12 protein-coding genes are annotated in these 15208 nt (G+C 58.6%); 3 read left to right on the top strand and 9 right to left on the bottom strand.

Features of this window, described 5'->3' with window-relative positions:
- Nucleotides 1–27 precede the first annotated feature (27 nt).
- On the top strand, nt 28–1371 hold the full coding sequence (locus AC3WTM_RS22830) for a zinc metalloprotease (RefSeq protein WP_102671602.1): 1344 nt from the start codon (nt 28–30) through the stop codon (nt 1369–1371).
- A gap of 50 nt (nt 1372–1421) precedes the next feature.
- Here the strand turns inward: AC3WTM_RS22830 and AC3WTM_RS22825 are convergent, their stop codons facing one another.
- Both AC3WTM_RS22825 and AC3WTM_RS22820 read right to left on the bottom strand, forming a co-directional pair.
- Nucleotides 1422–2573, bottom strand: a complete 1152-nt coding sequence (locus AC3WTM_RS22825; protein ID WP_102671601.1) for a M14 family metallopeptidase — start codon at nt 2571–2573, stop codon at nt 1422–1424.
- Nucleotides 2574–3057: 484 nt separating this feature from the next.
- Entirely contained in the window at nt 3058–3399 is a 342-nt protein-coding gene (locus tag AC3WTM_RS22820) for a DUF6124 family protein (protein ID WP_102671600.1), read from the bottom strand.
- 129 nt (nt 3400–3528) lie between these two features.
- On the opposite strand from AC3WTM_RS22820, the gene AC3WTM_RS22815 reads away from it, so the two are divergent.
- Nucleotides 3529–4176 (top strand): LexA family protein, encoded by a 648-nt coding sequence (locus tag AC3WTM_RS22815; protein ID WP_102671599.1) that lies wholly within the window; start codon nt 3529–3531, stop codon nt 4174–4176.
- 39 nt (nt 4177–4215) lie between these two features.
- Here the strand turns inward: AC3WTM_RS22815 and AC3WTM_RS22810 are convergent, their stop codons facing one another.
- The 4 genes from AC3WTM_RS22810 to AC3WTM_RS22795 form a co-directional block, all read right to left on the bottom strand.
- Nucleotides 4216–6171, bottom strand: a complete 1956-nt coding sequence (locus tag AC3WTM_RS22810) for an acetyl/propionyl/methylcrotonyl-CoA carboxylase subunit alpha (protein WP_102671598.1) — start codon at nt 6169–6171, stop codon at nt 4216–4218.
- A complete protein-coding gene (locus tag AC3WTM_RS22805) occupies nt 6171–6983 on the bottom strand; it encodes a gamma-carboxygeranoyl-CoA hydratase (protein WP_102671597.1) in 813 nt (270 codons plus the stop codon). The genes AC3WTM_RS22810 and AC3WTM_RS22805 overlap by 1 nt, the downstream gene beginning before the upstream one ends.
- 137 nt (nt 6984–7120) lie before the next feature.
- Nucleotides 7121–8728: a carboxyl transferase domain-containing protein gene (locus AC3WTM_RS22800; RefSeq protein WP_102671596.1), complete on the bottom strand. Its 1608-nt coding sequence runs from the start codon at nt 8726–8728 to the stop codon at nt 7121–7123.
- A gap of 12 nt (nt 8729–8740) precedes the next feature.
- Nucleotides 8741–9904 carry an isovaleryl-CoA dehydrogenase gene (locus AC3WTM_RS22795; protein ID WP_007946948.1) on the bottom strand — a complete coding sequence of 388 codons (1164 nt, stop codon included), beginning with the start codon at nt 9902–9904 and terminating at the stop codon, nt 8741–8743.
- Between the two features lie 248 nt (nt 9905–10152).
- Between AC3WTM_RS22795 and AC3WTM_RS22790 the strand changes: the two genes are divergently transcribed.
- Entirely contained in the window at nt 10153–11850 is a 1698-nt protein-coding gene (locus AC3WTM_RS22790; protein ID WP_102671595.1) for an AMP-binding protein, read from the top strand.
- Between the two features lie 682 nt (nt 11851–12532).
- Here AC3WTM_RS22790 and AC3WTM_RS22785 read toward each other — a convergent pair.
- The 3 genes from AC3WTM_RS22785 to AC3WTM_RS22775 form a co-directional block, all read right to left on the bottom strand.
- Nucleotides 12533–13432, bottom strand: coding sequence for a hydroxymethylglutaryl-CoA lyase (locus AC3WTM_RS22785; RefSeq protein WP_102671594.1), 900 nt, complete (start codon nt 13430–13432; stop codon nt 12533–12535).
- Nucleotides 13433–13581: 149 nt separating this feature from the next.
- On the bottom strand, nt 13582–13983 hold the full coding sequence (locus AC3WTM_RS22780; protein ID WP_085725920.1) for a MerR family transcriptional regulator: 402 nt from the start codon (nt 13981–13983) through the stop codon (nt 13582–13584).
- A 133-nt stretch (nt 13984–14116) separates the two neighbouring features.
- Complete coding sequence (locus AC3WTM_RS22775; RefSeq protein ID WP_057714130.1) at nt 14117–15046, bottom strand: LysR family transcriptional regulator; 930 nt, start codon at nt 15044–15046, stop codon at nt 14117–14119.
- Nucleotides 15047–15208: the final 162 nt, after the last annotated feature.

The raw sequence follows: 15208 nt of genomic DNA, 5'->3' as shown, positions 1-15208 counted from the left end.
TGATCGTGTTATTCAGGGAGACGAAGCATGTTCAAGACTGCAGGTGTGCGTTCCATACGACGCGCTTTTTCCGGGCTGTCGTTAGTGTGCTTGGCTGTGATACTCGGTGCCTGTGCGCATCCGCCGGCGACTGATTCCGTGGAACCGAAACGCCAGATTATCGAGAATGTTGCGAGTAAATCGACAGCAGAGTTGTATGCGGATTTGATTGCTCCGGCGGTTTTCGAACGTTCGAGTTCAAAGGTCATTGATGGTTATACCGTGGAGAGCGGCAAGCTGCGGTTGCCAGACAAATCCGAGGGTTCATTGGTCACGGTTCGCTCGGTAGAGGGAGGTCTTGTAGCGTTAGTTAATAGGCCAGGTAAGAGCGGACTGTTTTTAGTAAACCAACAAGGATCAAGTACGTTTAGCCCTGAGCCTTATTTTGATCCAGCGGTCGAAGACGGCATTCCGAGTCCCGATGAAAAAGTTGCCACAGAGTCGGTAAACTCAGCCAGCGAAGAGCCAAAAATTGTTGATGTCTTGTTGGGTTATTCTCGTGCGGCGGTTGAACGAGTAGGCGGGGATGTGATGGCCCATGCGTTATCACAAATAGAGTCTGTTAATTTAGCCTTGCGAATCTCCCTCGTCTCCAACGTTTCACTTAGATTGGTTGGAGTTCAGGTAGTGGAGCAGAACTACCCGACAACGACAGGAACCCTGGGGCAGTTAACAACGATTTTTTCTGCAGGCATGGCCCAATTCGTACCTGACATGATTTATGGTTTTTTTAATTCAACTCCGGAGGATACGGCGCTAGGTTGGGGGTATATAAAAGGACGTGCGGGTATTGGATGGGCGCATAGCATCAACACGTATAGGCATGAGGTTGGTCACAATGCTGGAAGTTCTCATTGCAACACCGATGGCGCAGCCAATTACCGGTTTGGGTATAACAATGGGAAGACTTCTACGATTTTGTGTGGACAGTCAACCGGGTACTATTCAACACCTGCTCTGAGCGATGAATTCGGTTTGCCACGTGGGGATGCTATCACTGCGGATACAGCGCGTGTATGGCACGAAAATGCTGTGCGGCTATCCTCTTACGCTCCACCCCAATCCCCACCAATAGCGCCAGCAAATTTTGCCAAAGTCGGGTCAACCGCTAGCACGATTACTTTTAGCTGGAGCGCATCACCTAAAGCAGTTCGATATGAAATATACAGCGTGAAAGATACCGGGAGCCCCGTGCCCAAAAAAATTGGAGACAGTACGACGTTAACGTTTGCCGCAGCTAATATCTCAGGGTCGGCTCTGTACTTTGTTAAGGCGGTCAGCTTTATTGGAATGGTTTCACGGCCAAGTAATTCAGTCGTTACAAGGCCGTAAAACTCAGGAGAGTGACATGATCTTGTCAGGTCATGTCACCGTTAAGCCAACTAGCGCAAGCTATCGACGACATCCGCCATAGTCGTCAACACATCCTTCCCCAGCTGCTTCGAGCGCTTGCCTGACCAGCCCGTCAACGGGTTCGGATGATCATCGTGATCCTTGAACGGCATTTCCAGGGTCAGCGAAAGGCAATCGTACTTCTGGCCCACGCTGTTGCAGGCCAGCGTCATGTTGGCTTGACCCGGCTCGTCGCGGGTGTAGCCGTGTTTGGTCTGGAAATCCTTTGTGGTGTGTTTCAGGTGGTTGCGGAAGTGTTCTTCGAGTTTTTCGATCCGCGGTGTGTAACCTGGATTGCCTTCGCAAGCAGCTGTGAACACATGAGGGATTTCCTCGTCACCATGGACGTCGAGGAACATATCGACGCCATATTTTTCCATCTGTTGCTGAACGAACAGGACCTCCGGGCTGATTTCCTGGCTGGCGTTCTGCCAGGCGCGGTTCAGGTCCTGGCCCATGGCGTTGGTGCGCAGGTGTCCGTGGAAGGCGCCGTCCGGGTTCATGTTCGGTACCAGGTACAGGTCGGCGCTGGCCAGCAGTTTGTTCAGCACTGGGTCGTCGTTTCTTTCCAGGCGTTCGATCACGCCTTCCATGAACCACTCGGCCATGTGCTCGCCCGGATGTTGCTGGGCAATGATCCACACTTTGCGCTGGCCTTCAGTCCCGGTGCCTTTGCGCAATAGCTGGATGTCGCGACCTTCGACACTCTTGCCGGTGGCCAGCAGTTCGGTGCCAGCCTTGGTAAGCGCCTGCTCGATCAGCCAGTCGTGGCGACCACGGCTGTAGGGTTCGAAGTAGGCGAACCAGGCGTGGGTCTGCTCGGCTTCGAGGCTGAAGCGCAGGCAGTCGCCTTCGAAAATGGTCGGTACGCGGAACCAGTTGACGTGATCGTAGGACGCCACCGCCTGATAGCCGGCCCAGGCCTTGTTATAGGAGGATTGGCTGGCATTGTTCAGGCGAAACCAGTGCTCCTGGCCGACATGCAGGCCGCTGGCCTTGAAGTGGAACCATTGAAAATGGTTGCTCTTGGTATCGGGGCGGATCGCCAGCAGGGGCTTGAGCGGGTCGCTGACATCGATTACCTGGATATTGCCGCTGTCGAAGTTGGCACTGATGTCGAAAGAAGATTTAGCCACGGCCATAATCGGATCCTGAATATGATTTTTATGGTGGCTACTTTACACGCAAGAGTGGGGTGAAACCGAGGGGAATTGCGGGGTGCGAGGGTGGGGGCGTCCTCCTTGACGCCGCCGCAGCTTAGAGGCTATGCGATTGATTCTCAAGTGCTATCTGTCGCTGGTATGAACCAATGATGCCGGGCTTCTCTTGCCAACTGGAATTCTTTTGATGCCATCCGCGCCATCGAATTTGCGGCACCCAAAAACTTCATTAGCCTGAAGCCAAAGCCAGAAAAACTGGCAAAAAAAAACCCGGCAAAAAGCCGGGTCAAAAACCGTGATTAGCCTGATGAGGAGATAGTCCAGGAGACCGACCTAAGGTCACCTGGTCCATCGACTGATCTCTCGACCAGTTGATGCAATAATAATCATTCTCGTTTGCAAGTCAAACGTTTTTACCTGCGCGACAGGAAAATTCTTTCCTGCCCTCTCGATTTGTCTTCTCACCTCAACCGTTTTCATACTTCTCCAGCGATCGATCGACCATCGCCTTGGCCATGTCGATCATGTGCACCGTCGAAAATGCCAGGTCGCGGCTTGCGCCTTGCAGGTGATTGGCGGACTCGTACGCGGTGGCGGCAGCACAGCGCAACAGGCCCAGGGCATGGACCAGCGCCTCTTCGCCGCTGATATTGCGGTTTACATCAAAAAAACGCGGCTCGGCCACTCCCTCCGAAACAGCTGGTTTCAAGTAATAGTCCAGCGCGCGTTGTGCCGCCGCTGAGTCCAGGGGCGAGGTAAAGGTGGTGTCGATGTGCATGTCCGGCAGGTCATTGGTAGGTTGGTTCATGGCGATGGCAAGCTCCGTGTTAGATTCAGATCCGTGAACCGATCCTAATACGAACTGTATTTGTGACGACAATTTAAATACTACATTTTGTGTTTTGATGGCTGGAGTCGCCCACGTATCGTGCCGCACATGGATAAATGGATTGAATTGGTCAAGGCCAAGATGAGTGAACTCAAAATCACTCAAGAGATACTCGCCGAGCGCCTCGGGATGTCCCAGGGCGGCATTGGCCACTGGCTCAACAAACGTCGTGAACCCGGCATCGAAGACATGAACCGTGTGCTGCGGGCGCTGGGCCTTGAGTTTCTCGAAGTAGCGCTGGTGATCCGGGAGCCGCAGGCGTCAACGGACGACGAAATCACCCTGACACAGAAGTACAATCCGTACTTTCGCTACCCGGTCAGTGACTGGCGCGAACCTGCCGAAGTGCGTGACGGCGAGGTTCCGGTGTACGGAAAAGGGCAATTTGAACTGTCCGATTACCACGCCCGGGGGCCGGCATTCTGGTTGAGAGTAACAGGCGATGCGATGACCGCACCCAATGGCATCAGCATCCCGGAAGGCATGCTGATCCTGGTGGACCCCGCGGTGGACGTCGCGCCTGGCAAACTGGTCATTGCCCAGTGGCCGGGCAGCACCGAAGCCACGTTCCGCAAACTCATCGAAGAGGGCGGGCAGCGTTATCTGGTCCCGCTCAATCCGACATATCCGAAAGCTTTGTACACCGAAGAGTGTCGAATCATCGGTGTTGTGGTTCAGGCAACAGCCAGGTTCTGATCAGATCGGTCCTCGCGATGCGTAGGACCGATCTTCATTTCACGCTTCTTCCAGTTCGACCAGCGCACTGCCTTCGCTGACCATTTCGCCTTCCTGGCAATACAGCGCCTTGATCACCCCGGCATGGGGCGCGCGGATGCTGTGCTCCATCTTCATCGCTTCCAGTACCACCAATTGCGCCCCGGCCTCGACCGATTGCCCGGCCTCTACCAGTACCCGGACGATGCTGCCGTTCATGGGAGCGGTCAGCCCGCCCTGATGGCTGTGGCTGGCCTCGACGGCGCTGATCGGGTCGTAAGACTCGATGCGGCGCAACTCGCCATCCCACTGCAAATACACATAGTCGCCACGGCGTATTGCGCGGTGCTGACGGCGCACGCCTTCGTGCTCGGTCAGCAGTTGCTCGCCCTTGAGCCGAGCGCTATGGGCATTGATGTCGCCCAGCGTCAGCGCACGGTCCTGACCTTCACAACTCAGGTGAAGAGTGATTTCTCTCGGCAAGCCGGCACGCAGCCCGTTAGGTGCAGCCCACGGCGAACTCCGGTCATCGGCGCGGGTTGCATGGGGCTGGCTCTGGGCGAACGCCTGGGCGGCGGCTTGCCAGAAATCCTCGCTGAGTTCCTCTGGGGTCGGCAGCAACTGTTCCTGATAACGCGGAATGAAGCCGGTATCCAGTTCGGCAGTGGCAAATGCGGGGTGGCCTATGATGCGCCGCAGGAAATTGATGTTGGTCTTCAGCCCGCCGATGGCGAATTCGTCGAGCATGCTCAGCAGGCGCAAGCGCGCCTGTTCACGGTCTTCACCCCAGGCAATCAACTTGCCGAGCATCGGGTCGTAGAATGGCGAAATTTCATCGCCTTCTTCAACGCCGCTGTCCACTCGACGGCCGAGCCCTTGGGCGGATTCGCGATACAGCTCCAGGCGACCGGTCGCCGGCAGGAAATCATTGCCCGGGTCTTCGGCATACAGCCGCACTTCGATCGCGTGCCCCACCAGCGGCACCTGGTCTTGAGTCATCGGCAACGCTTCGCCGCGTGCCACGCGAATCTGCCAAGCCACCAGGTCGAGGCCCGTGATGGCTTCGGTGACCGGGTGTTCGACCTGCAGGCGGGTGTTCATTTCCATGAAGAAGAACTCGCCGCGCGCATCCAGCAAAAACTCCACGGTGCCGGCACCGACGTAACCGATGGCCTGCGCCGAGCGTACGGCGGCTTCACCCATGGCGCGCCGCAGTTCCGGACTCAGGCCCGGCGCCGGTGCTTCTTCGACGACTTTCTGATGACGACGTTGAATCGAGCAGTCGCGTTCGTTGAGGTACAGGCAGTTGCCGTGCTGGTCGGCGAAGACCTGGATTTCCACGTGACGTGGCTTGAGCAGGTATTTCTCAACCAGCATCCGCGAGTCGCCGAACGACGATTGCGCCTCACGCTGGGCCGAGGCCAGGGCTTCGGCCAATTGGCTGACGTCCTCGACCACTTTCATGCCTTTGCCACCGCCCCCGGCCGTGGCCTTGAGCAGCACCGGGTAGCCGATGCGTTCGCAGGCGGCGCGGAAGGTTTCCAGGTCCTGGGCGTCGCCGTGATAACCGGGCACCAGTGGCACACCAGCGGTTTCCATCAGGGCTTTGGCGGCGGACTTGCTGCCCATGGCATCGATGGCCGAGGCGGGCGGGCCAAGGAAAATCAGGCCGGCCGCTTCGATGGCGCGGGCGAACCCGGCGTTCTCCGACAGGAAACCATAGCCGGGGTGAATCGCCTGGGCGCCGCTGGCCTTGGCGGCGGTGATCAGTTTGTCGATCTGCAAATAGCTGTCGACGGCCTTGCTACCGCCGAGGTCAACTCGAATGTCAGCTTCACGGCTGTGCCGGGCGTCACGGTCGGTGGCGCTGTGCACGGCCACGGTGGTCAGGCCCAGGGCCTTGGCGGTACGCATTACCCGGCAAGCGATTTCGCCACGGTTGGCCACCAGCAGGGTGGTGAGGACTGGTGCGCTCATCAACGGGGCTCCTTGGTGGTTTGTGCTTGCCAGCTCGGCGGACGTTTTTGCAGGAAGGCGCGCAGGCCTTCCTGGCCTTCGGGGCTGACGCGGATGCGGGCGATAGCGTTTTCGGTGTAACGGCGCAATGCCGGGGTCAGTGAGCCGTCGCCGACTTCGCGCAACAGGTCCTTGCTGGCGCGCATCGCGGCAGGGCTGTTGAGCAGCAGGTTGTCGATCCATTGATCGACTTTCTGTTCCAGTTCGGCACCTGCATAGCTCTCCGACAACAATCCGATTTCCCGTGCCCGTTGCCCGCCGAAGCGTTCAGCGGTCAGGGCATAGCGACGTGTAGCGCGCTCGCCAATGGCTTGCACCACGAACGGGCTGATTACCGCGGGTGCCAGGCCGATGCGCACTTCCGACAGGCAGAATTGTGCATCATCGGCACCGATGGCCATGTCGCAGCAACTGATCAAGCCCAACGCGCCGCCAAAGGCTGCGCCTTGCACCACGGCCAGGGTCGGAATCTTCAGCTTGGCCAGGTTGTACATCAATTCCGCCAGTTCCCGGGCGTCATCGAGGTTGGTGGCGTAATCGAGCTCGGCCGATTGCTGCATCCAGGCCAGGTCGGCGCCGGCGCTGAAATGCCTGCCGCGACCGCGCACAATCAGGAACCGCAGGCTGGCATCGCTGGCGACTTTGTCGAGGGCGAGGATCAGTTCGCGGATCATTTCGGCATTGAAGGCGTTGTTCTTTTCTTCACGGCTGAGCCACAGCGTGGCAAATCCACGGGGGTCGGTCAGCAGTTCGAGGGTGTTGAAGTCGCTCATATTGTCCGTCTCCACAACTCTGTTCTTCTGTAGGAGCGAGCAAGCTCGCGATGAACGCTCAACCGACGCTGGCTACCTGATGCCCCGCGTTATCGTTAACGCCTATCGCGAGCAAGCTCGCTCCTACAGAGGTCGGATCACATCCGGAACACGCCGAAGCGGCTCGGTTCGATTGGCGCGTTCAACGACGCGGACAAGGCCAGGGCCAGTACGTCGCGGGTCTGTGCCGGGTCGATGACACCGTCGTCCCACAGACGCGCGCTGGAATAGTAGGGGTGCCCCTGTTCTTCGTACTGGTCGAGGATCGGTTGCTTGATCTCGGCTTCCTGTTCGGCGCTGAAACCATGGCCACTGCGCTCGGCCTGTTCGCGCTTGACCTGCACCAGCACGCCGGCCGCCTGTTCGGCGCCCATCACGCCTATGCGCGCATTCGGCCACATCCACAAGAAGCGCGGATCGTAGGCGCGACCGCACATGCCGTAGTTACCAGCACCGAAACTGCCGCCGATGATCACGGTGAACTTCGGCACCTTGGCGCAGGCCACGGCGGTCACCAGTTTCGCGCCGTGCTTGGCGATACCGCCAGCTTCGTACTTCTGCCCGACCATGAAACCGGTGATGTTCTGCAGGAACAGCAACGGGATGCCGCGCTGGCACGCCAGTTCGATGAAGTGCGCGCCTTTCTGCGCCGCTTCAGCGAAGAGGATGCCGTTGTTGGCGAGGATCGCGATCGGGTAACCGTGCAGGTAAGCAAAACCGCAGACCAGCGTCGTTCCGAACAGCGCCTTGAACTCGTCGAACACCGATCCGTCCACCAGCCGCGCAATCACTTCGCGCACGTCAAACGGCTGCTTGGCGTCGGCCGGGACCACGCCGTACAACTCGTCACTGCTGTAGAGCGGGGCGATCGGCGTGCGTTGCTGAACCTCACCTTGCTTGCGCCAGTTGAGGTTGGCGATGCTGCGGCGTGCCAGTGCCAGGGCGTGTTCATCGCTCTCGGCATAATGGTCGGCCACACCGGAAATCTTGCAGTGCACATCGGCCCCGCCGAGGTCCTCGGCACTGACCACTTCACCCGTCGCGGCTTTCACCAGCGGCGGGCCGGCGAGGAAGATGGTGGCTTGTTCGCGGACCATGATCGCTTCATCAGCCATGGCCGGCACATACGCGCCGCCAGCGGTGCAGGAACCCATGACCACGGCAATCTGCGGGATGCCCATGGCGCTCATGTTGGCCTGATTGAAGAAGATTCGTCCGAAGTGCTCGCGGTCCGGGAACACTTCATCCTGACGCGGCAGGTTGGCGCCGCCAGAATCCACCAGATAGATGCACGGCAGACGGTTCTGCTGGGCGATGGTCTGGGCGCGCAGGTGCTTTTTCACCGTCAGCGGGTAATACGAGCCACCTTTGACCGTGGCGTCGTTGGCGACGATCATGCACTCGACGCCTTCCACACGGCCGATCCCGGCAATTACGCCAGCAGCGGGTACGTCTTCGCCATACACCTCGTACGCCGCCAGTTGGTTGATTTCCAGAAACGGCGAACCTGGATCCAGCAAGCGGTTGATGCGCTCGCGGGGCAGCAGTTTGCCCCGCGAGGTATGGCGTTCCTGAGCCTTCGGGCCGCCACCTTGCGCCACTTGGGCGAGCAGGGTGTGCAACGCGTCGACCTGCTTGAGCATCGCTGCGCTGTTGGCGGCGAATTCCGCTGAACGGGGGTTGAGCTGGGTATGCAGGGTAGCCATGTGCAGCTCCGTTTAGCGGGTTTCGTTGAACAGTTCGCGACCGATCAGCATGCGACGGATCTCACTGGTGCCCGCGCCGATTTCGTACAGCTTGGCGTCACGCAACAGACGGCCGGCCGGGAATTCATTGATGTAGCCGTTGCCACCGAGAATCTGGATCGCGTCGAGGGCCATTTGCGTAGCGCGTTCGGCGCTGTAGAGGATCACGCCGGCGGCGTCCTTGCGCGTGGTCTCGCCGCGCTCGCAAGCCTGGGCCACGGCATACAGGTAGGCGCGGCTGGCGTTGAGTTGGGTGTACATGTCGGCGACCTTGCCCTGGATCAGCTGGAATTCGCCGATGCTTTGGCCGAACTGCTTGCGGTCGTGGATGTACGGCACGATCAGGTCCATGCACGCCTGCATGATCCCGGTCGGGCCACCTGAAAGGACAACACGCTCGTAGTCGAGGCCGCTCATCAGCACTTTCACGCCGCCATTGAGCACGCCGAGGATATTTTCTTCCGGCACCTCGACGTCATCGAAAAACAGCTCGCAGGTGTTTGAACCGCGCATGCCGAGCTTGTCGAACTTGTTGCTGCGACTGAAGCCTTTCCAGTCGCGCTCGACGATGAAGGCGGTGATGCCGTGAGGGCCTTTTTCCAGGTCGGTCTTGGCATAGATCACGTAGGTGTTGGCGTCCGGACCGTTGGTGATCCAGGTCTTGCTGCCGTTGAGCACGTACTTGTCGCCGCGTTTATCGGCACGCAGTTTCATCGACACCACGTCGGAACCGGCATTCGGTTCGCTCATGGCCAAAGCGCCGATGTGCTCGCCGCTGATCAGCTTCGGCAGGTATTTGGATTTCTGCTCGTGGTTGCCGTTACGGTTGATCTGGTTGACGCACAGGTTGGAGTGCGCGCCGTAGGACAACGCCACCGAAGCCGAGCCACGGCTGATTTCTTCCATGGCCACCACGTGGGCCAGGTAACCCAGGCCGGCACCGCCGTACTCTTCCGGCACGGTAATGCCCAGCAGGCCCATGTCACCGAATTTGCGCCACAGGTCGGCGGGGAACAGGTTGTCGATGTCGATCTGAGCGGCGCGCGGGGCGATCTCCTTGGCGACGAAGGACTGAACCTGATCGCGCAGCATGTCGATGGTTTCACCGAGGGCAAAGTTCAGGGATGGATAGCTCATGGGTCACCTTTTGGCTTTTTTGTCGGTTGGTGAGACTGTCAGTGGGTTCTCACCTTTACGTTAACGTAAGCCTGTGACGAATGGCTGTCAATCACCCTTTACGTAAACGTCAACTTGAGTGATTCTGTAGGAGCGAGCTTGCTCGCGAAGGACGTCAACGATAACCCGTGTTGTCTGGCTAAACGCGGTGCCTTGACGTTCTTCGCGAGCGAGCTCGCTCCTACAAAATAAAGACAATAGGGGTCGTCATGGATCAACCCAGTGCAAGCCCGCAACGCAGTTACACCCGTGGTTCCCAGGACAAAGCCTTGCTGGCGATGACCATCGGCCAAGCGTTCGACAACACGGTTGCGCAGTACCCGGACGGGGAGGCGCTGGTGGTGCGCCATCAACAGCTGCGTTACACCTGGCAGCAATTGGCCGAGGCCGCGGACCTGCACGCCAGGGCACTGCTGGCGCTGGGGCTGCAAGCCGGGGACCGCCTCGGTATCTGGGCGCCGAACTGTGCGCAGTGGTGCATCAGCCAAATTGCTACCGCGAAAATCGGCGTGATCCTGGTCAACATCAATCCGGCGTATCGCAGTTCCGAACTCGAATACGTGTTGAAGCAATCCGGCTGCCAATGGCTGGTGTGTGCCGGGGCCTTCAAGACCTCGAACTATCACGCCATGGTGCAGGGCCTGGTGCCGGAACTGGCAGAGCAGTCCATCGGCAAATTGCTCAGCGAGCGGTTGCCGGAGTTGCGCGGCGTGATCAGCCTGGATGTGCAGCCGCCCAGCGGTTTCCTGCCATGGTCGCAACTGACGGATCTGGCTGGCAGCGTGTCTCCTGAACAATTGCGCGAGCGTCAGGAAAGCCTGCATTTCGACCAGGCGGTGAATATCCAGTACACCTCTGGCACCACCGGTTTTCCCAAGGGCGCGACCCTCAGTCACTACAACATTCTCAACAACGGTTACATGGTTGGCGAAAGCCTGGGCTTGACGGCGGCCGATCGCCTGGTGATCCCGGTGCCGCTGTATCACTGCTTCGGCATGGTCATGGGCAATCTTGGCTGCATCACCCATGGCAGTACGATGATTTACCCGAACGACGCGTTCGATCCGTTGCTGACCCTGGGCACTGTCGCTGAAGAAAAGGCCACTGCGCTGTACGGCGTACCGACCATGTTCATCGCCATGCTCGATCAACCTCAGCGTGCCGGCTTCGACCTGTCGAGCCTGCGTACCGGGATCATGGCGGGCGCAACTTGTCCTATCGAGGTGATGCGCCGGGTCATCAGCGAAATGCACATGAGCGAAGTGCAGATTGCCTACGGTATGACGGAAACCAGTCCGGTGTCGTTGCAGACCGGTCCTTCAGACGACCTGGAACTGCGCGTGACCACCGTCGGCCGCACCCAGCCGCAGCTCGAAAGCAAGATCATCGACGAAGTGGGCAACCTGGTACCACGCGGTACCATTGGCGAGCTGTGCACCCGCGGTTACAGCGTGATGCTCGGTTATTGGAACAACCCTGAAGGCACGGCGGACGCCATCGATCAGGCTGGGTGGATGCACACCGGTGACCTGGCGAGCATGAACGATGAGGGTTACGTGTGCATTGCCGGGCGCAACAAGGACATGATCATCCGTGGTGGTGAGAATATTTACCCGCGGGAGCTGGAAGAATTTTTCTTCACTCATCCGGCCGTTGCGGACGTGCAGGTGATCGGCATTCCCTGCTCACGCTACGGCGAAGAGATCGTCGCCTGGATCAAGTTCCACCCCGGCCACAGCGCCACCGAGCAAGAGCTGCAAACCTGGTGCAAGGAACGCATCGCGCACTTCAAGACGCCACGCTACTTCAAGTTCGTCGAGGAGTTTCCGATGACGGTGACTGGCAAGATCCAGAAATTCCGGATGCGCGAGATCAGTATCGAGGAGTTGCGCGAAAAGCAGGAATGAAGAGGAAACCTGTGGGAGCGAGCTTGCTCGCGATGAGGGTGTGACATTCAACGTTTGTGCTGACTGATCCACCGCCATCGCGAGCAAGCTCGCTCCCACAGTGTCTTGAAGAGTTTTCAGAATCGCAGACAGCACAAAGGGGAGCCGAAGCTCCCCTTTAATTTTCGTTGCGCGTGCTCTTTTTTTATTATTGAGGGTCGGTCTGTTTTTGTTTTTGGCAACCGTTGCCCTTTACCGCTGTTTTTGGCGATCCCCATTCGGGATCAAGAGCAAACGTATTTTTTTGAGCGCTGATCTACTTTCTCGCTGAGCGATCCAACCAGTTCGGGAGCTACCTGAAGGTAGTTTTATTATTCTCTGCCCGGTTGCGGGTAACTCCGAAAAGCACCCTGAAAAGCACATCTTCTCCAAAAAAATCTGTTAGCTGCGTCTCTGCCGTGTTGTTTTTGTTATGTCAGAGTCGTTACGTCTTGTTTTTATTAGGTTTGCCGCAATTTTTTTATTCTTGTTATGCGATAGATATAGCAGGAGGCGTGCCAACTTTATAAAAACCTTTAAAATCAATGGTTTGAAAATTTGTAGGGTTTTGCGCCTCAGGCAAAACCCTACAATTTGTTTCCGTGTTACTCGCTTGTGCCCACGTTTCAGACACAGCGGTAACACCCGGACACACTCAGCGCACTCACTGTGCGCTGCGGGCCTTGGCCACGCGGGAACCGGTAGGGCGGCCCAATACCGTGCAAATCTGCTGACCGGCGAGCATCAGGGCGTCGAGGTCGATTCCGGTGTCGATGCCCAGGCCGTTGAGCAGGTAAACCACGTCTTCGGTGGCGACGTTACCGCTGGCGCCCTTGGCGTAGGGGCAGCCGCCGAGACCTGCGATGGAGCTGTCGAACACCGAGATGCCTTCCAGCAAGCTGGCGTAGATGTTGGCCACAGCCTGACCGTAGGTGTCGTGGAAGTGCCCGGCGAGTTTCTCCCGGGGCACCTCCTTCGATACCACTTCAAACATCTTGCGGGTTGCGCCAGCGGTGCCGGTGCCGATGGTGTCCCCCAGCGAGACCTCATAGCAGCCCATGGCATACAGCTCGCGGGCGACCAGGGCGACCTGCTCCGGGGTGACATGACCTTCATAGGGACAGCCCAGCACGCAGGACACGTACCCGCGCACGGTCACCCCATGTTGTCTGGCGGCGTCCATGATCGGCCCGAAACGCTCCAGGCTTTCGCTGATCGAGCAATTGATGTTACGCCGGGAAAACGCTTCGGACGCCGCCGCGAACACGGCCACTTCCTTGACCCCGGCGGCGAGGGCATCTTCGAAACCGCGCAGGTTGGGGGCGAGCGCGCCGTAGACCACGCCCGGTTTGCGCTGGATCTGCGCGAAGACCTCAGCGGAGCCGGCCATCTGCGGCACCCACTTGGGCGAAACGAAACTGCCGACTTCGATATAGCCGAGCCCGGCTGCGGTCAGTGCGTCAACCAGTTGCACCTTATCGGTAACACTGATGGGTTGGGCTTCATTTTGCAGGCCGTCGCGTGGGCCGACTTCGACAATGCGTACGTGGGTGGGGAGGGGCATGGGGTTCGACCTGTGCTGATTGTTCAGAGAACCCTGTAGGAGCAAGCCTGCTCGCGATGGACTCCCAGGCACCGCGTTTATCCAGCAGGCACGCGTTGTCGTTAACGGCCATCGCGAGCAAGCTCGCTCCTACAGGGGGCAGTGTGGATTTACTGAATCGACTCCTGGCTTTTGAGCGTCTGCTCCAGCGCCTGCACGCAGCGTTCTTCGGCGGTATCGAGTTCCAGTTTCATCTGTTCGATGTCCAGCATTTGCTGTTCAAGCTGCTCCCGGCGCTCGCTGATTTTCGCCAGCATGCTGTGCAACTGTTTGGTGTTACCGCTGGACGGATCGTAGAGCTCGATCAGCTCGCGGCATTCAGCTAGAGAGAAACCGATGCGCTTGCCCCGCAGGATCAGCTTCAGGCTGACCTTGTCGCGAGGCGAGTAAATACGTTCCTGGCCCCGGCGTTCGGGGCTGAGCAGGCCTTGTTCTTCATAAAAGCGAATGGCACGGGTGGTGATGTCGAGCTCGCGGGCGAGATCGGAAATGCTGTAGGTCTGGCTGCTCATGGACGCGCTCGCAAAAGGTCATGGCGCTAAGCTAATGGTAGGTTGACGTTTACGTCAAGGGGCAGGTCTTTCCGGTGTGGAGAAGGGCCTCATCGCGAGCAAGCTCGCGATGGGGACACCTCGGTATCAAGCCCTACACCTTCTCGAGCTTTTTCTCCTGCGCCGTCACCTGCTGGCACAACTCGATCATCTGTTCGCGCATCCAGCGGTTCGCCGGGTCCTGGTCAGTGCTTTCGTGCCAGTAGAGGTGGGTTTCCACCGGCGGTACATCGTTGACCGGCAGATAAAAGGCGTGCAAATCGTTACGACGAGCGAAGCGTTCCGGTACGGTCATGACCATGTCGGTCTGCTGCAACACTTGTGAGGCCATCAAGTAATGCTGGGAGCGCAGGGCGATCTTGCGCTGAATGCCCATCTTGCCCAGCGCCAGGTCGACATAGCCGAGGCCGCTGCGACGACTGGAAATATGGATGTGGGTCAGGCTCAGGTAATCGTCCAGTGCGAGTTTTTCCTTGCCCGCCAGCGGATGCCCCTTGCGCATGGCGCACACGTAGCGGTCCTCCATCAACTTGACGTGACGCACCTGCGGGTCGGTGTTGAGCGGCGCATCCACCGCAAAGTCGAGGCGTCCGGCGGCCAGTTCCTTGGTGGTTTCGCGACGTTTGGACAGGAAGCTTTCGATGATCACCGCCGGAGCCAGGCGGCGCAGGCGCTGGAACAGTGGCGGCAGGATCACCGCTTCGGTCAGGTCGGTCATGCTGATGCGATAGGTCTTGACCGCTTGCTGCGGGTTGAAAATGCGGCTTTCCTGCACCGACACGCGCAGCAGCGAGAGCGCGTTGCGCACCGGGCCGATGATGTTCTGTGCCATGGGCGTGGGCACCATGCCCTGGGCGGTGCGCACGAACAATGGGTCGTTGAAGGTCTCGCGCAACCGGGCCAGAGCGTTCGACACCGCTGGCTGGGTAATGCCCACAATCTGCCCGGCGCGGGTCAGGTTGGCTTCGGTGTAGATCGCGTCGAAGACGATGAAAAGGTTGAGATCGACCTTGCTCAGATTCATTACGCGGCTCTCTTATTGTGTGGGCGGGCTGACCGTGACGATCAGCCGATCATATATCGGTGATGAATGTTTATACACGCCGAGAATAGGCTAGGTAAATTATCAACGCTGTTCTAGCATCGATACATGACCTAAAACAACCTCCCCCAAGAAGGTATCTCG

The organism is Pseudomonas sp. EU05-FHT14B02, assembly GCF_058791055.1.
Note: the sequence above shows the minus strand (reverse complement) of the source record. Positions and strands in the feature narration are given on the sequence as shown.